Genomic DNA, 18,522 nt, shown 5'->3' on the forward strand with positions numbered 1-18,522 from the left:
CCTAGAGTGGGATGCGATACCGCGTTCGAAGGGGAACCATGGACATCGTCGGAGCATCCGCCCTCGTCACCGGCGGCGCCAGCGGGCTCGGGCTCGCGACCGCCCGTGCCCTCGCCGCCGCCGGCGCCCACGTCGTCATCGTCGACCTGCCCGCCTCCGCCGGCGCCGACCGCGCCGCCGAGCTGGGCGGGGTGTTCGTCGCCGCCGACGTCACCGACCCGGCGCAGGTGCAGCAGGCGGTCGCCACGGCCGTGGCCACCGCGCCGCTGCGCGTGGTCGTCAACTGCGCCGGCATCGCCCCGCCGGCGAAGGTGCTCGACCGCGAGGGCGTGCCGACGCCCCTCGACCAGTTCGAGAGGATCGTGCGCATCAACCTCATCGGCACCTACAACGTCATCGCCCAGGCGGCCGCCGCCATCGCCGCGGCCGAGCCGACGGCATCCGGCGATCGCGGCGTCATCGTGAACACGGCATCCGTCGCGGCGTTCGACGGGCAGATCGGGCAGCCGGCCTACGCCGCCAGCAAGGGCGGGGTGCACGCGATGACGCTGCCGATCGCGCGCGAGCTCGCCCGCCACACCATCCGCGTGGTCACCGTCGCCCCCGGCATCATGGAGACCCCCATGCTCGCCGCCCTCCCCGCCGACGCGCAGGCCAGCCTCGGGCAGCAGGTGCCCTACCCGGCCCGGCTCGGCCGGCCCGACGAATACGCGGGGCTCGTGCTCGAGATCGTGCGCAACGGGTACCTCAACGGCGAGACCATCCGCCTCGACGGCGCCATCCGGATGGCCCCGAGATGATCCGCACCGCCGCCACCGACACCGTTCCCTTGGAAGAGAGGATGCCGCGATGAGCGACACCATCCTGCTGACCCGCGACGGGGCGCTCGCGCGCATCACGTTCAACCGGCCCGCGTTCCTCAACGCGATGGACTTCGAGATGGGCGGCCGCTGGCGGGACCTCGCCCACGAGCTCACCGCCGACGACAGCGTCGGGGCGATCCTCCTCGACGCGAACGGCCCGGCCTTCTGCGCCGGCGGCGACGTCGTGGCGATGGCCGGCTCGGGCGCCGGGGGTGAGAAGATCACCGAGATGGCGCACGTCATCCACGACGGCATCCGCACGTTCGTGCAGTCGGACAAGCCGATCGTCGCGGCCGTCGGCGGCGCGGTGGCCGGCGGCGGCCTGGGGCTCATGCTCACCGCCGACTACATCGTGGCCGCTCCGGGCGCCAAGTTCGTCAGCAAGTACGCCAACATCGGGCTGACCCCCGACCTCGGCGTCTCGACCCTGCTGCCCGCCGCGATCGGCCAGCAGCGCGCGCTGCGGCTGCTGCTGACCGACACCACCGTGGATGCCGAGACGGCGGCCGACTGGGGGCTCGTGACCGAGGTCGCCGCCGACCCCGGAGCGCGCGCGCTCGAGGTGGCGCAGGGGTGGCTGGGAGGTGCGACGGCGGCCTTCGGCCAGGCCAAGCGCCTCATCCGCACCGGCGCGCACCGCGCGCTGACCGACAACCTCGACGACGAGGCGGCCACCATCGGCCGCGCCTTCGACACCGACGACGCCCACGCGCGGGTGGCCGCCTTCGCCGCGGCCTCGCGCAAGACCAAGGAGAACCGATGACCGCCTCCCTCGCCGGCAAGACCATCCTGATGTCGGGCGGCAGCCGCGGCATCGGCCTCGCCATCGCCCTGCGCGCGGCGCGCGACGGCGCGAACATCGCGCTGATCGCGAAGACCGACACCCCGCATCCGAAGCTCGAAGGCACCGTGCACACCGCTGCCGCGCAGATCGAGGATGCCGGCGGGCGCGCGCTCGCGATCGTCGGCGACGTGCGCGACGACGCCGCCATCACCGCCGCGGTGCTGAAGGCCCAGGGCGAGTTCGGCGGGATCGACATCGTCGTCAACAACGCCTCGGCGATCGACCTGTCGGGTTCGCTGGATCTGGCCACGAAGAAGTTCGACCTGATGCAGGACGTCAACGTGCGCGGTACGTTCCTGCTCTCGCGTGCCGCGATCCCCGCGCTGAAGGATGCCGCCAACCCCCACATCCTGTCGCTGTCGCCGCCGCTGAACCTCTCGCCGCGGTGGCTCGGCGCCCACACCGGCTACACGATGGCCAAGTACGGCATGACGATGGCGACGCTGGGCTTCGCGGCCGAGTTCGCCGACGCCGGGATCGCCGCGAACACCCTGTGGCCGCGCACCACCATCGCCACCGCCGCCGTGCAGTACTCGCTGGGCGGCGACCGGATGATGGCCGCCAGCCGCACCCCGGAGATCTATGCGGACGCGGCGTACCAGGTGCTCATCCAGCCGGCCCGCGACTACTCGGGGCAGACGCTGATCGTCGAGGACGTGCTCGCGGCCGCCGGCATCACCGACTTCTCGGGATACGCCGCGGTGCCGGGAACGCCCGATGAGGCCCTGTTCCCGGACGTCTTCCTCGACTAGCCTTCCGCGCATGGCGGTGCGCAGCGGCTTCCCGATCCTGTCCACCCGCGACCTCCCCGACCTGGTCGCGTTCTACGAGCGGGCCTTCGGCGCGGTCGTGGAGTACCGCTTCGACCAGGACGGCATCGACGTCTACGTGTCGCTGGCCGTCGGCGGTGCGAAGCTCGGCATCGGCGCTGATCCGCACACGCCGGATGCCGGCGACCGCGCGGCCCTGTGGTTCTACGTCGACGACGTCGACGCGACCTTCGAGGCGGCCGTGCGCAGCGGGGCGTCGGTCGAGCAGGAGCCGGCCGACATGCCCTGGAACGAGCGCGTCGCCCGCATCCGCGACCCGCACGGTACCCTGATCAACCTCGGCGCCCCGACCTGACGCGCTGCGCGCCCGGTGGGTGCGGGGTGCCGGGTGCCGGGTGGTGCGGGTCTCCCACTTCGTCGAGTGTCCAAGACACGCGGCTCGTGCGCGACCGCATCCGCGTGTCTTGGACACTCGCCGGGGCGCCGGGGCGACGGGGTGACGGCGAGGCTGCGGGCGCGGCGTGTCGGCGGGGACACGCGGGGGGACCGTGCTCGACTCGGGGAAACCCAGGACAGGAGAAACGATGCTCATCGTCACCACCAACGACATCCCCGGGAAGACCGTCACGACCGTGCTCGGCGAGGTGTTCGGCCTCACGGTGCGCTCGCGCAACATCGGGTCGAACATCGGCGCCAGCTTCAAGGCGCTCGCGGGCGGTGAGCTCAAGGGCATCACGACGCTGCTGCACGGTGCGCGCGAAGAGGCCCTGAAGCGCCTGTGGGCCGAAGCCGAGCAGAAGGGCGCCAATGCGGTGCTCGCGTTCCGCTTCGAGACGAACGACTACAACGGCGCCGGCGTCGAGGTCTGCGCCTACGGCACCGCCGTCGTCGTCGCCTGACCCGCCCCCACCGCGCACCGCGCGCTGCACCGGATGCCGAGTGTCCAAGACACGCGGCTGGCGCGCGACGGATGCCGCGTGTCTTGGACACTCGACGGATGCCGGGGCACCGAGGCGGGGATGCCCCCGGTTCTGTGCCGCGCTCTGCGAACGTTGGTGCCAGGGGTGCCACGGGTGCCACGGGTGCCACGCCGGCTCGCACCGGATGCCGAGTGTCCAAGACACGCGGCTGGCGCGCGACGGATGCCGCGTGTTTTGGACACTCGGCGGATGCCGGGGCACCGACCCCCGCCCGGGGCACCGACCCGGCCCGGGGCACCGACCCCGGCCCGGGACCCCGACCCCGAACGGGGCCCCGTCAGACGAGGCCGGCGGAGACCAGTGCGTTGCGCACGCCGTCGTCGAGGACGCCGGTGGTGACGCGGCCGGCGATGGCCTGCAGCTCGGGGTCGGCGCCGGCCATCGCGAAGGACTGACCGACGACCTGGAACATCTCGACGTCGTTCCAGCTGTCGCCGATGCCGACGGCATCCGCGGCGTCCTTGCCGAGCAGGTCGAGCACTTCGAGGATCGCGGAGCCCTTGTTGACGCCGCGCACCATGATCTCGCCGTTGGAGCCGCCCGGCAGCGGGATCGAGCCCGGGATGACGTGGAAGCGCTCGCCGAGCTCGTTCTGCGCGTGGTCGAGCGTGTCGGAGCGGCTGCTGATGAACGTCGACTTCACGACCGCGTCGAGGTCGGCCTCGGCCATCGGGCGGTACTGGATCATCGGCAGCGGCTCGTCCTCCTCGTCCAATCCCAGCGCCTTGAGGTCTTCGGCGTGCCGGGTGCGGCGCTGCTCGAAGAACTCCTCGACGAACCCGCCGATGCCGTCGCTCGCGTAGACGGCGTCGTTGGTCTGCAGGAAGTAGTGGATGCCGTGCGCCTCGAAGTACGCGACCATGCGGTCGACGTCGGCGCGGGGCATCAGGTGCTCGACGACGCGCTCGTCGCCGCGGGTGGCGAAGGCGCCGCCGTTGGTGATGGCCCCGTCGAAGCCGATCTCCTGCACCGCGGGGTGGATGTCGCCGGCGGCGCGCCCCGTGCACAGGTAGACGAGGTGACCGTTGGCTCGCGCCGATCGGATGGCGGTGACGGTGGAGGGCGCGATGATCGAGCCGTGCTCGAGGATCGTGCCGTCGACGTCGATGAAGGCGATGCGCTGGGGGGTGGGGGAGGCCTGGGTCACGTGTTCCATTCTCGCGGAGCCGGATGAACGCTGGATGAGCGTCAGATGAGGCCGTGGCGGCCGAAGGCCTCGTGGATGCCGTCGGCGTCGATCGCGGCGGTCACCTCGTCGGCGAGCGCCTTGACGCCGTCGACGGAGTTGCCCATCGCGATCGACAGGCCGCAGACCTCGAACATCTCGGCGTCGTTCCAGTTGTCGCCGATGCCGATGGCGTCGGCCGGGTCGATGCCGGCCACGGCGAGCAGCTCGAGGATCGCGGCGCCCTTGTTGACGCCGAGCGGCGCGATCTCGCCGGAGTGGCCGAACGGCATGGGGATCGTGCCGCTGACGACCGCGAAGTCGTCGCCGAGCTCTGCCAGGGCGGCGGCGACGGCATCCGCGTCGTCGCTGACGATGACGGCCTTGGCCATCTCGTGCGGGGAGTAGTGGGCGCGGTCGTCGAAGACCTTCATGCCCACGCTGAAGAAGACGATGTCGTCGGGATGCCGACCGGCCTGGCGTGCGCGTTCGTCGTGCGCCGCGCGGTCGAGCTCGAGTGCGCGGGTCATGAGACCGGGCAGGTCGGGGCTGGCGAACATGCGGTCGTACGACTGGAAGTACCAGTGCACGCCGTGGTCGGCCAGTCGCTCTTCCAGCCGCGCCACCGCCTCGGGGGTGAGCGTGCGCGAGACGACGAGCTCGTCGCCGAGGTTCGCGTAGGCGCCGCCGTTGGTGACCGCGCCGTCGAAGCCGATGTCCATGATCTCGCCGACGAGCTCGGCCATGCCGCGCCCCGTGCTCAGCAGCACCAGGTGACCGGCTGCGCGGGCGGCGCGCACCGCCGCGATCGCCGAGGGCGGGATGTAGTGGCCGCCCTGCATGAGGGTGCCGTCGACATCGAGGAAGACGGCGCGGCGACGGAAGGGGGTGGAGGTGGTGCTCATGGCTCTCTGGTCTCGACGGTGGGGGCGATCGCGGGGTGGTACGCGAGGGGGGGGAAGGGTGACGCCGTCGCGACCCGCTCTCAGGTTCGGGTCGCGACGGCGTCGGTCAGGGGCGGGGCCTGCTCACGCGGTGAGGGAGGCTCCGTTGGTGCGGATGACCTCGGCGTACCAGTCGAACGACTTCTTCTTGAAGCGCTCGAGGGTGCCCGAGCCGTCGTCGTTGCGGTCGACGTAGATGAAGCCGTACCGCTTGCTCAGCTGCGCGGTCGAGGCGCTGACGAGGTCGATGCAGCCCCAGGTGGTGTAGCCGAGCAGGTCGACGCCGTCGGCGATGGCCTCGCCCACGGCCTCGAGGTGGGCCTGCAGGTAGGCGATGCGGTAGTCGTCGACGACGGTCTTCACACCGTCGACCTCGACGAGCTGGTCCTTGGCGCCCAGGCCGTTCTCGACGATGAACAGCGGCTTCTGCCAGCGGTCCCAGAACTGGTTGAGCACGAGGCGCAGACCCACGGGGTCGATCTGCCAGCCCCACTCCGACTCCTTCAGGGTCGGGTTCTTCACGCCGCCGAAGAGGTTGCCCTCGCCCATGACGCGCTTGTCCTCGTCGACCGTCTCGCAGATCGAGGAGTAGTAGCTGAACGAGACGAAGTCGACGGTGTGCTCCTTGAGCAGCGCCTTGTCCTCGTCGCTGATCTGCAGCTCGACGCCCTGCTCGCGCAGCGCACGCAGGTAGTAGCCGGGGTACTCGCCGCGCACGTGGATGTCGCCGAAGGCCAGGTTGACGCGCTCGGTGGTGAGGGCGGCGAACACGTCGTCGGGGTTCGGCGTGAGCGGGTAGACCGGCATCGAGAGCACCATGCAGCCGATCTGCGCGTTCGGGGCCAGCTCGCGGGCGACCTTGGTGGCCAGGGCGGATGCCACCAGCTCGTGGTGCACGGCCTGGTACAGGTCGGTCTTGGAGAGCTGGTCCTTGGGGGTGTTGATGCCGCCCGACATGAACGGGGCGTGGACGACGGAGTTGATCTCGTTGAAGGTCAGCCAGTACTTCACGCGGGCGCCGTAGCGGGTGAACAGCACGCGCACGTAGCGCTCGTAGAAGCCGATCAGGTCGCGGTTGACCCAGCCGTCGTACTGCTCGGCCAGGTGCAGCGGGGTCTCGTAGTGCGAGATGGTGACGAGGGGCTCGATGCCGTGCTTCTCGAGCTCGTCGAGCACGCGGTCGTAGAAGGCGAGGCCGGCCTCGTTGGGCTCGGTCTCGTCGCCCTTCGGGAAGATGCGGCTCCAGGCGATCGAGAACCGGAAGGTCTTGAAGCCCATCTCGGCGAACAGCGCGATGTCCTCCGCGTAGCGGTGGTAGAAGTCGATGCCGACCTGCTTGAGGTTGTCGTCGGTGGGGCCCTCGCTGCGGGGGGTCATGATGCCCTGGGGCATGACGTCCTGGATGGACAGTCCCTTGCCGTCTTCGAGGTACGCGCCCTCGAGCTGGTTGGCGGCGGTGGCGCCGCCCCAGAGGAAGCCCTCGGGGAAGGTGGTGGTGGTGCTCATGTCGGAATCCGTTTCGTGTCTTCTGTGTCTTCGGGGAGGAGGGGAGAGGATGCCGGGGGTGCGGGCGCGGCCGCACCCCCGGCAGGTGTCATCTCGCGGCGGTCACTTCGCGGCGATGGCCGACTCGACGGCGATCGCGTAGAAGAGCGGCTCGCCGTGGGCGATGGGCCCGGCGGCGGGCGTGCCGACCTCGGGGTACAGCTCGCCGTTGGTGATGATGACCGGCGTGGTCAGGTCGTAGCCGGCGTTCTCGATCGCGGCGGCGTCGAACTCGACGAGCAGGTCGCCGGCCTTCACCTGCTGACCGGTGGTCACCTTCACGTCGAAGTGCTGACCGCCGAGCTTGACGGTGTCGATGCCCACGTGGATGAGCAGCTCCGCACCGTCGGCGTGGCGCAGCCCGATGGCGTGACCGGTCGGGAAGGCGGCGGCCACCACGGCGTCGAACGGCGCGTAGAGCGCACCCGAGCGGGGGATGATGGCGACGCCCTGACCGAGCGAGCCGTCGGCGAACGCGGCATCCGGGGTCTCGCTCAGCTTGACGACGGTGCCGTCGAGCGGGCTCAGCACGGTGATGTCGTTCGCGGCGGCCGGGATGGTGGCGTCGTCGGCGGGCTCCTTGAAGCCGACGATCACGGTGAGCAGGAACGGCACGACGATCGCCACGAGCAGGCCGATGCCGAGCATCACCATGTTGCCGTTGCCGAACAGGGCGGGGAGGGCGAGACCCGAGGGCACGACGAACGCGGTCGAGAAGACGCCGCCGATCGCGATGATCGCGCCACCGATGGCGCCGCCGACGATGCCGAAGGCGAACGGCCGCTTGAGGGGCAGGTTGATGCCGTAGATCGCGGGCTCGGTGATGCCGGCGAGGAAGCCCGACAGCGTGGCGGGCGCGGCCAGCGACTTGAGGTTCTTGTTGCGGGCACGCACCCACACGCCGGCCACGGCTGCGGCCTGGGCGAGCACGGCGGCGAACACCGGGCCGACGAGGGCGATCTGACCGGTCGTCTGGAACTCGAGCGTGAACAGCGGCACGAGGCCCCAGTGCAGACCGAAGATCACGAAGACCTGCCACAGGCCACCCATGATGGCGCCACCGGCCCACGGAGCGTTGTCGAAGACCCAGCCGATCGCGCCGCCGAGGCCGCTGCCGATGATGTCGGAGATCGGGCCGATGACCACGAAGACGATCGGCACGGCGAACAGCACGACGAGCATGGGGGTCACGAAGCGCTTGATCGAGCCGGGGAGCTTCGCGTAGAGGAACTTCTCGGCGTGGCTCTGCAGCCACACGATGACGATGATCGGGATGACGCTGGAGACGTAGCTGACCATCGTGAAGGGGATGCCGAAGAAGGTCAGGTCGGGCTGGCCCACCAGCACGGTCATCGTCGGGTAGAGCAGGGCGCCGGCGATGGCCAGCGACGTCCACTCGTTCGCCTTGAAGTAGCGCGCCGCGGTGATCGCCAGGGCGAGCGGCAGGAAGTTGATGAACGCGTCGGAGAGCGCGTTGAGCACGGCGTAGGTCGAGGTGTCGGTGGTGATCCAGCCGAAGGTCACGGCCGCGGCCAGGAACGCCTTGAGCAGACCGGTGCCGGCCAGGGCCCACAGCACGGGGGTGAAGATCGACGAGATCATCGAGATGAAGCGGTTGAAGAGGTTGCCCTTCGGGCCCTCCTCGGCAGCGGTGGTCGAGCCGGCGCCGCCGAACTTCGAGATCTTCCCGATCTCGGCGAACACGTCGGGCACGTCGTTGCCGATGACCACCTGGTACTGACCGCCGGCCTGGGCCACCGTCACCACACCGGGCGTCGACTTCACTGCGGCGGTGTTGGCCTTGCCCTCGTCCTTCAGGACGAAGCGCAGCCGGGTCGCGCAGTGCACGAGGGACTGAACGTTCTCTTCGCCGCCGACGCCGGCGAGTACGCCTGCCGCGGTCTTCGCGTAATCCGCCATCGGGATCCGCCATCCTTTCGCCGCTCCACTGCGGCCGTGTGTTGCGAGGCTCGGCATCCGTTTCCGGGCAACAAAAAAACCTGAACTCGTTCATCTGCCGACCGAACGGATTCGGTGGTGATGTGAGTCCAGGTTTCGCCCGCTGCGCGGTAACGATCCGGAGATCTCGGCAGGGTCGGACACCCTGCGGGGACCAAGGTACCACGTGGTCGGGATTCGCGCTACCCGCGATCTGCGCCGCCCTCGATCTGGTTGCGCAGGCGCTCCACGTGCACGATCACGTAGAGCAGCTCTTCGTCGGTGAGCTCCGACTCGGTGGCCGCCTTCACGTAGGCCTTCACCTTGACGGCGATCTCGTACGACCGCGGGTAGCTGTGGCTGGCGAACTCGAAGAACGAGGTGTCGCCGCTGGAGAGCATCGTGCGGTTGACGAGACGCTGCAGCAGGAACTGGATGTGCAGCACGAAGCGGGCGTAATCGGGGCTGTCGACATCGAGGGTCACCCCGAGCTCGTGCTCGACCACCTGCACCACGTGCTGCACCCGGCGAAACAGCAGCGCGGCGGTGCCGTTGGGCTCGTCGCGGGTGGCGTTGAGCAGGTGCATCGTGAGGAACACCGCCTCTTCGGCGGGCAGCTCGCGATCGAGGGAGGCGGCGATCTGATCGGCCATCTGGCGGGCCACCGCGAACTCCTGGGGGTGCAGCACGCGCAGCTCCGGCATCGCCGTCGAGGGGATGCGCACCCCGTTGTCGAGGCGCTCCAGCACGAACTGCACGTGGTCGAGCACGGCGATCGTGAAGCGGCGACCGAGCGAGCGCCCGAGGCCGCGCTCGGCGCCGTCGACGGCGCGGGAGACGGCTTCGACCACGGGGTAGGGCACGTCGTTGAGCAGCCGCAGCTCGTTCTCGCCGTCGGCGCCGGGGTCGAGGATGAAGGTCTTCTCGACCTTGGCGGGATCGACGATGTCGGCGGGCTTGAGCTGGAAGCCGATGCCGCGGCCCATGAGCACGCGTTCCCGACCCGACTCGTCGATCGCGATGACGACGTTGTTGTTCAGCACCTTGTGGACGGGTGCGCGCACCGCGTCGTGTGGGCTGACCATGGGGTAATCCTAGGTCTCCGGCGGGCGCGCGGCACGGTGGACACCGGCGCACCGGCATCCGCCCAGGTGCCGCCGGTACCCTGGGACGATGACCGATTCCACTCCCGTACGCGCCACCAAGCCCCGCCAGGTGCGTCCCCGCGCCGAGGGGTGGACCCAGCAGAAGGATGCCGAGGGCCGGCCGCTGCTGCAGTTCTCGAGCCCCCGGCGCACCATGCCGCCGACGCACCTGGCCGATCTCACCCCCGAGCAGCGGGTCGAGAAGGTCAAGGAGCTGGGCCTTCCCGGCTTCCGGGCGGCGCAGATCGAGAAGCACTACTTCCAGCACTTCACCAGTGACGCGGCGCAGATGACCGACCTGCCGGCCGCCGGCCGTGACGAACTGGTCGGGCAGCTGCTGCCGAACCTGCTCACCGAGGTGCGACGCCTCGAGACCGACCGCGGCGACACGATCAAGTTCCTCTGGAAGCTGCACGACGGGTCGCTGGTCGAGTCGGTGCTCATGCGCTACCCCGGCCGCATCACGCTGTGCGTGTCGAGCCAGGCCGGCTGCGGCATGAACTGTCCGTTCTGCGCCACCGGCCAGGCCGGGCTCACCCGCAACATGACCGCCGCCGAGATCGTCGACCAGGTGGTGCGCGCCAACCGCCTCATCGCCGACGGCGGACTGGGCGACCCCCGCAAGGTCGGGCACGCCGGCGAGCGCGTCTCGAACATCGTGTTCATGGGCATGGGCGAGCCGCTGGCCAACTACAACCGGCTCATGCAGTCGGTGCGCACCATGGTCGACAAGAAGCACGGCATGGGGATGAGCGCCCGCGGCATCACGGTCTCGACGGTGGGCTTCGTGCCCAACATCATCCGCCTCGCCGACGAGGACATCCCGGTCACCTTCGCCCTCTCGTTGCACGCGCCCGACGACACCCTGCGCGACGAGCTCATCCCGATCAACTCCAAGTGGAAGGTCGACGAGGCGCTCGACGCCGCGCGCGGCTACTTCGACAAGACCGGGCGCCGCGTGTCGATCGAGTACGCCCTGATCAAGGACATGAACGACCACGCCTGGCGGGCCGACCTGCTGGCCGAGAAGCTCAACGCCCGCGGTCGCGGCTGGGTGCACGTGAACCCCATCCCGCTCAACCCGACGCCGGGCTCGGTGTGGACGGCATCCGAGACGGCCGTGCAGAACGAGTTCGTGCGGCGGCTCAACGAAGCCGGCATCCCCACGACCCTCCGCGACACCCGCGGCAAGGAGATCGACGGCGCCTGCGGTCAGCTGGTGGCCACCGAGGAGGATGCCGAAGCGGCAGCCGCCGTCCCGGCGCCCTGACACGGGCTCGGGGCTCTCCGTCGCGTCTCGCGCGCGCGGTTCGGTCGGCGGCGCCGGCCCGGGTGTCGGCTCCCGGCGCTAGCGTGGAGGCATGGTGAACTATCGCTACCTCGGCAACAGCGGATTCAAGATCTCGGAGATCACGTACGGCAACTGGGTGACCCACGCCTCGCAGGTCGGCGACGACGCCGCCGTGGCCACCGTGCACAAGGCGCTCGACCTCGGCATCACGACGTTCGACACCGCCGACACCTACGCCAACACGGCCGCAGAGGTCGTGCTCGCCAAGGCGCTCAAGGGTCAGCCGCGCGAGTCGCTGGAGATCTTCACGAAGGTCTACTGGCCGATCGGTCGCAAGGGCCCCAACGACCAGGGTCTGTCGCGCAAGCACATCTTCGACGGCATCAACGGGTCGCTCCGGCGCCTCGAGGTCGACTACGTCGACCTCTACCAGGCGCACCGCTACGACTACGAGACCCCGCTGGAAGAGACGATGCAGGCCTTCGCCGACATCGTGCGCCAGGGCAAGGCCCTCTACATCGGCGTGAGCGAGTGGACCGCCGAGCAGCTGCGCGAGGGTCACGCCCTGTCGAAGCAGCTCGGCTTCCAGCTGGTGTCGAACCAGCCGCAGTACTCCGCGCTGTGGCGCGTGATCGAAGACAAGGTCATCCCGACCTCGGAAGAGCTCGGCATCTCGCAGATCGTCTGGTCGCCGCTGGCGCAGGGCGTGCTCACCGGCAAGTACCTGCCCGGGCAGCCCGTGCCCGAGGGCTCGCGCGCCACCGACGAGAAGAGCGGCGCGAACTTCATCAAGCGGTTCCTGCGCGACGAGGTGCTCGAGGCCGTGCAGAAGCTCACCCCGATCGCCGACGGGGCCGGCATCACCGTGCCGCAGCTCGCGCTGGCGTGGGTGCTCCACAACCCCAACGTCGCCGCGGCGCTGGTGGGCGCCTCGCGCCCCGAGCAGCTCGAAGACACCGTGAAGGCCTCCGAGATCACGCTCGACGACGACGCCTACGCGGCCGTCAACGCGGCCCTGGCCGGTGTCGCCGAGACCGACCCCGCCAAGACCTACGAGGTGTCGCCGGCGTCGCGTCCGGCCTGACCGCCGATGCCCGCCACGAGCGCCGGCATCCTGCTGTACCGGGTCGATCCGGACGGCGGGGTGTCGGCGCTCGTCGCACACATGGGCGGGCCGTACTGGGCGAACAAGGACGACGGCGCCTGGACGATCCCCAAGGGCGAGTACGACGAAGACGACGAGAGCGCGCTGGATGCCGCCCGTCGGGAGTTCGCCGAAGAGCTCGGGCTGCCCGCGCCCGACGCCGACTACGCCGAGCTGGGCACGTTCGCCTACTCCTCCGGCAAACGGGTGACGGTGTTCGTCGCCGACGGTGCCGGATTCTCGGTCGACGGCGCCGACTTCGGGCAGTTCGAGATGGAATGGCCGCCGCGGTCTGGCCGCACCCGGTCGTTTCCCGAGGTCGACCGGGTGGAGTGGATGCCGGTCGCCGAGGCCCGGCCGCGCCTCGTGGCCGGGCAGCGCCCCGCGCTCGACCGCCTCGCCGAGCTCATCGCCACCGTCTGACCCGTGGCGTCTGGCCCGGGGCGTCTGGCCCGGGGCGTGTGACCTGGGGCGTGTGACCTGGGCGGCGGTTCGGCGTGCACCCTGTGCCGTCGGCATCCGGCAATGGGGAGTGCTCCCCATCGCTCCGGGTGCGTGCGGCTCCGTATGCTGAGGGAGGACCGGCACGGGGAGGCTGACGATGACCGATGGGGTGGAGATTCCGCTGGAGTCGATGCGCGCGCTGAGCGACGCGCTCGCCGCCATCATCTCCGAGTTCGAGGATGCCGGATCGCGCACGGGCGCCCTGGTGGGAGCCATCGGCAGTCCCACCGGCGACAGCCGTCTGGCGCGCGCCGCCGAAGACTTCGAGTCGGAGTGGGACGACAAGCGCGAGACGCAGCGGCGCAACCTCGAAGAGATGAAGAAGCGCCTCGACGACGCGCACGAGGGCTGGGTGCAGGCCGACCTCGAGCTCGCCCAGAGCCTGGAGGCATCGGAATGACCGAGAACTCGTACATCTACTCCCGCGAGGAGATGCCGCCCACCCCCGGCGGCCGGCACATGCAGCAGATCGAGGGCGAGCCGGGCACCATCTCGACCCGCGCGACCCAGATCGAGCAGCTGGGCGAGAAGATGGCGCGCGCGGCGCGCACGCTGGAGCTGTTCGCCGACGGCACCGTCGGCAAGGGCGAGTCGTTCGAGGCCATCCGCGAGCAGGCCAAGGAAGTGCACGAAGACCTCCGCGTGGCCGCCGCGCGCTACCGCCCCAGCGGCGCCGCGCTCGGCACCTATGCCACCGCGCTGTCAGCCGTGCAGGGCTCGACCGACTGGCGGGTCACCGGCGCCCGCAACGCCTGGCCCGAGGTGCGTGACGCGTCGTGGGCGCTGAGCGCCGCCGAGCGCGACCAGGACGAGTTCGACCGCAACGAAGACCGCGAGATCGAGCAGACCGGCACCCGGCCCACCACGGGCTCGGAGCAGACCACCTTCGACAACGCCGTCGACACGTGGGAGATGTACTGGAGCGGCTACGACGCCCCCGTCGAGACGTGGGAGAGCGCCTACGAGACGGCGTGCTCGAGCCTGGAACGCACCAACGCCGACGGCGTGAAGGACAGCTTCTGGGACAACTCGATGCCGTTCGTCGAGATCATGCTCGACGTGCTGCTCGTGGTCGGCATCGTGCTGCTGGTGGTCGCCTTCGTCGTCACCGGCCCGCTGGCCATGCTCGCCGGCGTGCTCGCCGTCGTCGCCGGCGTGCTCAGCCTCATGGGCGAGATCGCCAAGCTCAACGCGGGCCGCGGCGACTGGGGCAGCGTCGCGCTGGCGGCCGTGGGCATCATCCCGTTCGGCAAGCTCGCCAAGCTCGCCAGCCTCGCCGATTTCGCCCAGGTCGGCGCCCGCTTCCCGCGGCTGTCGGGCGCGTTCCGGCTGGGCGGCAGCGAGTTCCTCGAATTCGGCGGCGAGCTCAACGCGTTCCTGCGCACCAAGATCCCCGACCTGTTCACCAACCACGGGCTCAACTCGCAGAACCTCATGCGCGGCCTCTACATGCCGAGCTTCCTCAGCCAGGGCAACGAGCTGGTCGGCGGCTGGGCGGCCGGGTGGAACGCGCTGGCGGGCAACCCGCAGAACCTCGCGGAGGCCCTCGGCGGCTCGGTCGATGTCATGACCGACGTCATGGGCATCCTCAAGGACGGCGGGCAGAAGCTCGAACAGTGGACGAGCTAGGCTCGACCTCGGTGCGGGCGGTACCCGCAGAAGGAGTCATGAATGTCCTTGAGGGCCGAGCTCATCGGCGCGACCGCGGGCATGCCCGGCTTCGCGGTGCTCCTTCCCCCCGACTGGCAGGCCACCGACGGGGCCGGTGACGGCCTCCGCGAACGCACGGATGCGGTGCTCGCCGGCTTCCCGGCCGCCACCCGCGTCGCGCTGCGGTCGCAGCTGGACGCGCTGATGGCGACCGCGTCGGCATCCGCCCGCGCCGACGTCATCCGCGTCTTCGCGCCCAGCGGTGCCGCCCCGGAGGACTTCCTCCCGGTGACCCTGGTCGCCTCGTGGCTGCGCGCCCCCTCGGGCGGGTCGATCCAGCAGATCGGTGCGGGGCTCATCGCCGACCGCGGCGCGACCGTGCTGGGCGACTCGAGTGCGATCCTGCGCTGGACGATGGACCAGACCGTCGAGCTCGAGGGCGCGCCGGTCCGCCTCGCCGGTGCCGGCTACCTGCTGCCGGTGCCCGGCTCCCACAGCACCGGGCTGCTTTTCCGCTCGCAGATCCTGCGCAGCGCGGCGGGAACAGACGTCGACGACGACGGCATCCGCGCCATGGCGCTGCTGTGCGATGCGATCGTCGCGAGCCTGCGGTGGCGTCGCGAGGTGGCGTCGTGACCGCTGCGCTCACCGTGCGCGCCGACCCCGCCGTCTGGCAGGTCGTGCCCGCCGACGCGGATGCCGCGTGGATCGACCGACAGGTGCAGCGCGCGGCCGAGCACGCGCGCCCCGCCGTGGCCGACGCCGCCGCACTGGCCGTGCTGCACCGCCGAGCCGGCGACCTGTCGCTCGCGCTGTTCCTGTCGCTGCCCGAGGCGGGGATGTTCGGCATGCTCGGCATCGCCGGGGTCGACGTGCCCGCGCCGTCCGACGTCGAGACGGCGGGCGAGGTGGCCGCCGCGCTGCTGCCGTCGCCGTGGCCCGCCGAGGGCCTCGCCGTGGAGATCGGGGCCGCGCGCGGCTGGCGCTTCACGGTGCTCGACGGGGGGCCGGACGGGTCGTCGGAGCCGGTGGTCGTGGCGCAGACGGTGTCGACCGCGTACGTGCTCGATCTGCAGGGGCGCTGCGTCGTCGCCGCGCTCACGCCCATGGCGCCGCTGGCGGCGACCGTCGCGCAGGCGCTGGCCGAACGCGCCCTGTCGACCCTGGAACGGGAGGACGCGGATGTCCGCTGACGAACGCGCCGCCCAGCTCGACGCGGTGCGGCGAGAGATCGCGCCCGCCCTCCCCAAGAACGTCGACGCGCGCACCGTCGAACTCGCCGCCTTCGGCGCCGTCGGTCAGCGCGACCTCGCGCTCCGGCTGTGGGCCGACGCGCGGTCGGCCGCCGAGGCCGCACGGCGCACCACGAAGCAGAAGCTCCGTGACCGCTTCGGCGCCCGCAACCCCAACAGCTGGCTGTCGATCACGCTCATCCTCGGCGCCATCTGCGCCGCCGTGGCCGCCGTCCTCACCAGCGGCATCCGGTTCGACCCCGCCGCGACCGCCGGCGCCGTCGCGGTGCTGGCGGCTGCGGCCGCCGCCACCGCGCTGCTCGTGCTCATCGTCGGGGCGGGCCGCCCCCTCAACCGCGCCGTGGTGCGCATCCACGCGATCGTCACCGTCGCCCTCATGATCGCCGCCGCCCTGCAGGCCGGGCGCGGGCTCTGGCCGCAGGCGGGCGTGACCATCGGCGCCGCGGTGGTCGGCCTCGTCGGGTTCGTCGTGCTGCTGGTCGTGCGCGGTCGCGACGGCGTCGGCACCGAAGAGATCGACACCGCGATCAACATCGCCTACGCCGACACCGAGCCCGAGGTCGAGGCGGTCGCGCTCCGGCTGCGGGCAGAGGCCGAGCGCGCCCTCACCGCCGACCAGGCCGCGCGCATCGTCGACCTGCGCACGGCCACGCTGGCCGGCCTCGCGGCCGACGGCATCCGCCTCCCCGACGTCGACCCGTCGCTGCCCGCCGGCGCCGTGATCATCGACGCCCTCCTCAGCACCTGGATCCCCAAGGTCCTCCAGGGCGAGCGCGGCCTCTAGCCCTTCGGCCCCCCGCCCCCGCGGCCGCCGCCGCCGCCGCCGTTGCGGCGCCCGCCCTGCCGAGTGTCCAAGACACGCCGTTGGCGACGCGCGGATGCCGCGTGTCGTGGACACTCGGCGGGGCGCGGCCCCTGCCGCATGGTCCCCAGCGGGGCCTGTCGACCGGCGGCCGGACCACGAGCCGCCCCGGACGGCGAGCCGCCCCGGACCACGAGCCGCCCCCCTCGCATCCGGTCGAGTGTCCAAGACACGCGGTTGGCGACGGGCGGATGCCGCGTGTCGTGGACACTCGGCCGGGCGCGGCCCCTGCCGCCCTGCCCCCACCACCCTCACCGGGGCCTGTCGACCGGCGGCCGGACGGCGAGCCGCCCCGGACCACGTGCGCCTCGCGCCCCCCGCATCCGGTCGAGTGTCCAAGACACGCGGTTGGCGACGCGCGGATGCCGCGTGTTGTGGACACTCGGCGCAGCGTGCAGGCGCGGCGCGGAGCGGGCATGGGCCTTGTCGGGGGCGGCGGGGGAGAGGAGACTCGCGTCGGCGAAAGGGGCACACCATGGCGCACGGCGACATCACCCACATCGACATCCCGGTCTCCGACCTCGAGAAGGCGTCGGCGTTCTACTCGGGGCTGTTCGGCTGGAGCATCGCGGAGGTCCCCGGCTTCGAGGGCTACCCGATGTGGCAGGCGCCCAACAAGATCTCGGGCGGCGGACTCGCACCGCGCAGCGAAGGGTTTTCGCAGCCGCGGTCGTATGTCGAGGTCGACTCGATCGACGAGACGATCGCCGCGGCCGAGGCCGCCGGCGCGAGCGTGGCGATGGCCAAGGCGCCCATCTCGGAGACGAGCTGGTGGGCCATCATCGTCGACCCCGACGGCAACCACATCGGCCTCTACGAGGGCACCACCTGACCGTCGCCCCCGCGCCACGCCCGGCGTCCGACCCCGGTCGAGTGTCCAAGACACGCGGATGCCGGGGCGAGCCAGCCGCGTGTCTTGGACACTCGGCGCCGCCCGGCGGGCGGGCCCGGGCCGAGCCGCGGGCGGCGGCAGAGCCCGCGCGGGCGGCGGCGGAGCCGGACCCGGGCCGAGCCGCGGGCGGCGGCGGAGCCCGCGGCGGCCTACCCCGCAGCGGGGGTCAGCGGGACTTCTTGGGCGCGGCGCTCACGTCGACGCGCTCGTGGGTGCCGGCCAGCGACGACCAGGCGCTCGCGGTGCCCTTCGCGGCGTGCTCGGCGGCGCGCACGGCACGCTCGTCGGCCCACTCGTTGAGGACATGGCCGCGGTGGCCGCGCACATGCTCCAGCACGACGTCGGGCAGCCCCACGGCGCGCCGGGCGTCGCGGGCGGCGATCAGCTGCTCGAGGATGTCGACGTTCTTCGCCGGCGCGCCGGTCGAGGTCTTCCAGCCGCGGCGGCGGTGGCCGTCCATCCACTTCTCGTAGGTGTCGATCGCGTACTTCGAGTCGGCCTGCACGACGAGGCGCTCGACATCGGGGTGATCCTCGATCGCCCGCAGCAGGCCCATCAGCTCGCCGACGTTGTTGGTGCCGAGCACGATCGAGCCGGCGGCCCACTGCCCGTCTTCGCCGACCCACGCCCACCCGGTGGGTCCCGGGTTGCCCTTGCAGGCGCCGTCGGTGGCCACGGTGTAGGTCGATTCAGTCACCCTTCGACGGTAGTCGAGCCCCCGCGCTGCTCCCG

The 18,522-nt window shown here is 71.3% G+C and carries 20 protein-coding genes; 14 read left to right on the forward strand and 6 right to left on the reverse strand.

Features of this window, described 5'->3' with window-relative positions; all coding sequences use genetic code 11:
- Positions 1–38 precede the first annotated feature (38 nt).
- The 5 genes from N3K63_RS05290 to N3K63_RS05310 all read left to right on the forward strand — a co-directional run bounded on the left by N3K63_RS05290 (position 39) and on the right by N3K63_RS05310 (position 3,376).
- Positions 39–800: an SDR family NAD(P)-dependent oxidoreductase gene (locus N3K63_RS05290; protein ID WP_261578940.1), complete on the forward strand. Its 762-nt coding sequence runs from the start codon at positions 39–41 to the stop codon at positions 798–800.
- A 49-nt stretch (positions 801–849) separates the two neighbouring features.
- Positions 850–1,626: an enoyl-CoA hydratase/isomerase family protein gene (locus tag N3K63_RS05295; RefSeq protein WP_261578941.1), complete on the forward strand. Its 777-nt coding sequence runs from the start codon at positions 850–852 to the stop codon at positions 1,624–1,626.
- Positions 1,623–2,459 carry an SDR family oxidoreductase gene (locus N3K63_RS05300; RefSeq protein WP_261578942.1) on the forward strand — a complete coding sequence of 279 codons (837 nt, stop codon included), beginning with the start codon at positions 1,623–1,625 and terminating at the stop codon, positions 2,457–2,459. Before N3K63_RS05295 ends, N3K63_RS05300 begins: the two co-directional genes overlap by 4 nt.
- 10 nt (positions 2,460–2,469) lie before the next feature.
- Positions 2,470–2,832 carry a VOC family protein gene (locus N3K63_RS05305; protein WP_261578943.1) on the forward strand — a complete coding sequence of 121 codons (363 nt, stop codon included), beginning with the start codon at positions 2,470–2,472 and terminating at the stop codon, positions 2,830–2,832.
- A gap of 229 nt (positions 2,833–3,061) precedes the next feature.
- Positions 3,062–3,376, forward strand: coding sequence for a YbjQ family protein (locus N3K63_RS05310; RefSeq protein WP_261578944.1), 315 nt, complete (start codon positions 3,062–3,064; stop codon positions 3,374–3,376).
- A 358-nt stretch (positions 3,377–3,734) separates the two neighbouring features.
- Here N3K63_RS05310 and N3K63_RS05315 read toward each other — a convergent pair whose 3' ends face one another.
- The 5 genes from N3K63_RS05315 to N3K63_RS05335 all read right to left on the reverse strand — a co-directional run bounded on the left by N3K63_RS05315 (position 3,735) and on the right by N3K63_RS05335 (position 10,134).
- Entirely contained in the window at positions 3,735–4,613 is an 879-nt protein-coding gene (locus N3K63_RS05315; RefSeq protein ID WP_261578945.1) for a Cof-type HAD-IIB family hydrolase, read from the reverse strand.
- 32 nt (positions 4,614–4,645) lie between these two features.
- Positions 4,646–5,527 carry a Cof-type HAD-IIB family hydrolase gene (locus N3K63_RS05320; RefSeq protein ID WP_261578946.1) on the reverse strand — a complete coding sequence of 294 codons (882 nt, stop codon included), beginning with the start codon at positions 5,525–5,527 and terminating at the stop codon, positions 4,646–4,648.
- 123 nt (positions 5,528–5,650) lie between these two features.
- Entirely contained in the window at positions 5,651–7,072 is a 1,422-nt protein-coding gene (locus N3K63_RS05325) for a glycoside hydrolase family 1 protein (protein ID WP_261578947.1), read from the reverse strand.
- Between the two features lie 102 nt (positions 7,073–7,174).
- The gene (locus N3K63_RS05330) at positions 7,175–9,031 is read right to left on the reverse strand and encodes a beta-glucoside-specific PTS transporter subunit IIABC (RefSeq protein ID WP_261578948.1); all 1,857 of its coding nucleotides are present in this window, start codon (positions 9,029–9,031) and stop codon (positions 7,175–7,177) included.
- Between the two features lie 221 nt (positions 9,032–9,252).
- Positions 9,253–10,134 carry a PRD domain-containing protein gene (locus N3K63_RS05335; protein WP_261578949.1) on the reverse strand — a complete coding sequence of 294 codons (882 nt, stop codon included), beginning with the start codon at positions 10,132–10,134 and terminating at the stop codon, positions 9,253–9,255.
- An 88-nt stretch (positions 10,135–10,222) separates the two neighbouring features.
- Between N3K63_RS05335 and rlmN the strand changes: the two genes are divergently transcribed.
- From rlmN to N3K63_RS05380, 9 genes are all read left to right on the forward strand, one after another.
- Complete coding sequence (gene rlmN / locus N3K63_RS05340; RefSeq protein ID WP_261578950.1) at positions 10,223–11,464, forward strand: 23S rRNA (adenine(2503)-C(2))-methyltransferase RlmN; 1,242 nt, start codon at positions 10,223–10,225, stop codon at positions 11,462–11,464.
- Positions 11,465–11,555: 91 nt separating this feature from the next.
- The gene (locus N3K63_RS05345; protein WP_261578951.1) at positions 11,556–12,569 is read left to right on the forward strand and encodes an aldo/keto reductase family protein; all 1,014 of its coding nucleotides are present in this window, start codon (positions 11,556–11,558) and stop codon (positions 12,567–12,569) included.
- Positions 12,570–12,575: 6 nt separating this feature from the next.
- On the forward strand, positions 12,576–13,052 hold the full coding sequence (locus tag N3K63_RS05350; RefSeq protein ID WP_261578952.1) for an NUDIX domain-containing protein: 477 nt from the start codon (positions 12,576–12,578) through the stop codon (positions 13,050–13,052).
- A 178-nt stretch (positions 13,053–13,230) separates the two neighbouring features.
- Complete coding sequence (locus N3K63_RS05355) at positions 13,231–13,533, forward strand: hypothetical protein (RefSeq protein WP_261578953.1); 303 nt, start codon at positions 13,231–13,233, stop codon at positions 13,531–13,533.
- Complete coding sequence (locus N3K63_RS05360; protein ID WP_261578954.1) at positions 13,530–14,762, forward strand: hypothetical protein; 1,233 nt, start codon at positions 13,530–13,532, stop codon at positions 14,760–14,762. Before N3K63_RS05355 ends, N3K63_RS05360 begins: the two co-directional genes overlap by 4 nt.
- A 42-nt stretch (positions 14,763–14,804) precedes the next feature.
- Positions 14,805–15,419 carry a hypothetical protein gene (locus N3K63_RS05365; protein WP_261578955.1) on the forward strand — a complete coding sequence of 205 codons (615 nt, stop codon included), beginning with the start codon at positions 14,805–14,807 and terminating at the stop codon, positions 15,417–15,419.
- On the forward strand, positions 15,416–15,976 hold the full coding sequence (locus N3K63_RS05370) for a hypothetical protein (protein ID WP_261578956.1): 561 nt from the start codon (positions 15,416–15,418) through the stop codon (positions 15,974–15,976). The genes N3K63_RS05365 and N3K63_RS05370 overlap by 4 nt, the downstream gene beginning before the upstream one ends.
- Positions 15,966–16,820, forward strand: coding sequence for a hypothetical protein (locus tag N3K63_RS05375; protein WP_261578957.1), 855 nt, complete (start codon positions 15,966–15,968; stop codon positions 16,818–16,820). The genes N3K63_RS05370 and N3K63_RS05375 overlap by 11 nt, the downstream gene beginning before the upstream one ends.
- A 553-nt stretch (positions 16,821–17,373) precedes the next feature.
- Complete coding sequence (locus N3K63_RS05380) at positions 17,374–17,730, forward strand: VOC family protein (protein WP_261578958.1); 357 nt, start codon at positions 17,374–17,376, stop codon at positions 17,728–17,730.
- Positions 17,731–17,956: 226 nt separating this feature from the next.
- Here the strand turns inward: N3K63_RS05380 and N3K63_RS05385 are convergent, their stop codons facing one another.
- On the reverse strand, positions 17,957–18,487 hold the full coding sequence (locus tag N3K63_RS05385) for a ribonuclease H family protein (RefSeq protein ID WP_261578959.1): 531 nt from the start codon (positions 18,485–18,487) through the stop codon (positions 17,957–17,959).
- Between the last annotated feature and the right edge of the window lie 35 nt (positions 18,488–18,522).

The sequence above is a fragment of the Microbacterium festucae genome, from assembly GCF_025421715.1.
GTDB classification, from domain to species: Bacteria; Actinomycetota; Actinomycetes; order Actinomycetales; family Microbacteriaceae; genus Microbacterium; species Microbacterium festucae.

What these genes read in the sequence shown, in the direction of transcription:
- N3K63_RS05290 (WP_261578940.1), top strand. Translation starts at nt 39, where the DNA reads ATGGACATCGTCGGAGCATCCGCCCTCGTCACCGGCGGCGCCAGCGGG.
- N3K63_RS05295 (WP_261578941.1), top strand. Translation starts at nt 850, where the DNA reads ATGAGCGACACCATCCTGCTGACCCGCGACGGGGCGCTCGCGCGCATC.
- N3K63_RS05300 (WP_261578942.1), top strand. Translation starts at nt 1,623, where the DNA reads ATGACCGCCTCCCTCGCCGGCAAGACCATCCTGATGTCGGGCGGCAGC.
- N3K63_RS05305 (WP_261578943.1), top strand. Translation starts at nt 2,470, where the DNA reads ATGGCGGTGCGCAGCGGCTTCCCGATCCTGTCCACCCGCGACCTCCCC.
- N3K63_RS05310 (WP_261578944.1), top strand. Translation starts at nt 3,062, where the DNA reads ATGCTCATCGTCACCACCAACGACATCCCCGGGAAGACCGTCACGACC.
- N3K63_RS05315 (WP_261578945.1), bottom strand. Translation starts at nt 4,613, where the DNA reads ATGGAACACGTGACCCAGGCCTCCCCCACCCCCCAGCGCATCGCCTTC.
- N3K63_RS05320 (WP_261578946.1), bottom strand. Translation starts at nt 5,527, where the DNA reads ATGAGCACCACCTCCACCCCCTTCCGTCGCCGCGCCGTCTTCCTCGAT.
- N3K63_RS05325 (WP_261578947.1), bottom strand. Translation starts at nt 7,072, where the DNA reads ATGAGCACCACCACCACCTTCCCCGAGGGCTTCCTCTGGGGCGGCGCC.
- N3K63_RS05330 (WP_261578948.1), bottom strand. Translation starts at nt 9,031, where the DNA reads ATGGCGGATTACGCGAAGACCGCGGCAGGCGTACTCGCCGGCGTCGGC.
- N3K63_RS05335 (WP_261578949.1), bottom strand. Translation starts at nt 10,134, where the DNA reads ATGGTCAGCCCACACGACGCGGTGCGCGCACCCGTCCACAAGGTGCTG.
- rlmN (WP_261578950.1), top strand. Translation starts at nt 10,223, where the DNA reads ATGACCGATTCCACTCCCGTACGCGCCACCAAGCCCCGCCAGGTGCGT.
- N3K63_RS05345 (WP_261578951.1), top strand. Translation starts at nt 11,556, where the DNA reads ATGGTGAACTATCGCTACCTCGGCAACAGCGGATTCAAGATCTCGGAG.
- N3K63_RS05350 (WP_261578952.1), top strand. Translation starts at nt 12,576, where the DNA reads ATGCCCGCCACGAGCGCCGGCATCCTGCTGTACCGGGTCGATCCGGAC.
- N3K63_RS05355 (WP_261578953.1), top strand. Translation starts at nt 13,231, where the DNA reads ATGACCGATGGGGTGGAGATTCCGCTGGAGTCGATGCGCGCGCTGAGC.
- N3K63_RS05360 (WP_261578954.1), top strand. Translation starts at nt 13,530, where the DNA reads ATGACCGAGAACTCGTACATCTACTCCCGCGAGGAGATGCCGCCCACC.
- N3K63_RS05365 (WP_261578955.1), top strand. Translation starts at nt 14,805, where the DNA reads ATGTCCTTGAGGGCCGAGCTCATCGGCGCGACCGCGGGCATGCCCGGC.
- N3K63_RS05375 (WP_261578957.1), top strand. Translation starts at nt 15,966, where the DNA reads ATGTCCGCTGACGAACGCGCCGCCCAGCTCGACGCGGTGCGGCGAGAG.
- N3K63_RS05380 (WP_261578958.1), top strand. Translation starts at nt 17,374, where the DNA reads ATGGCGCACGGCGACATCACCCACATCGACATCCCGGTCTCCGACCTC.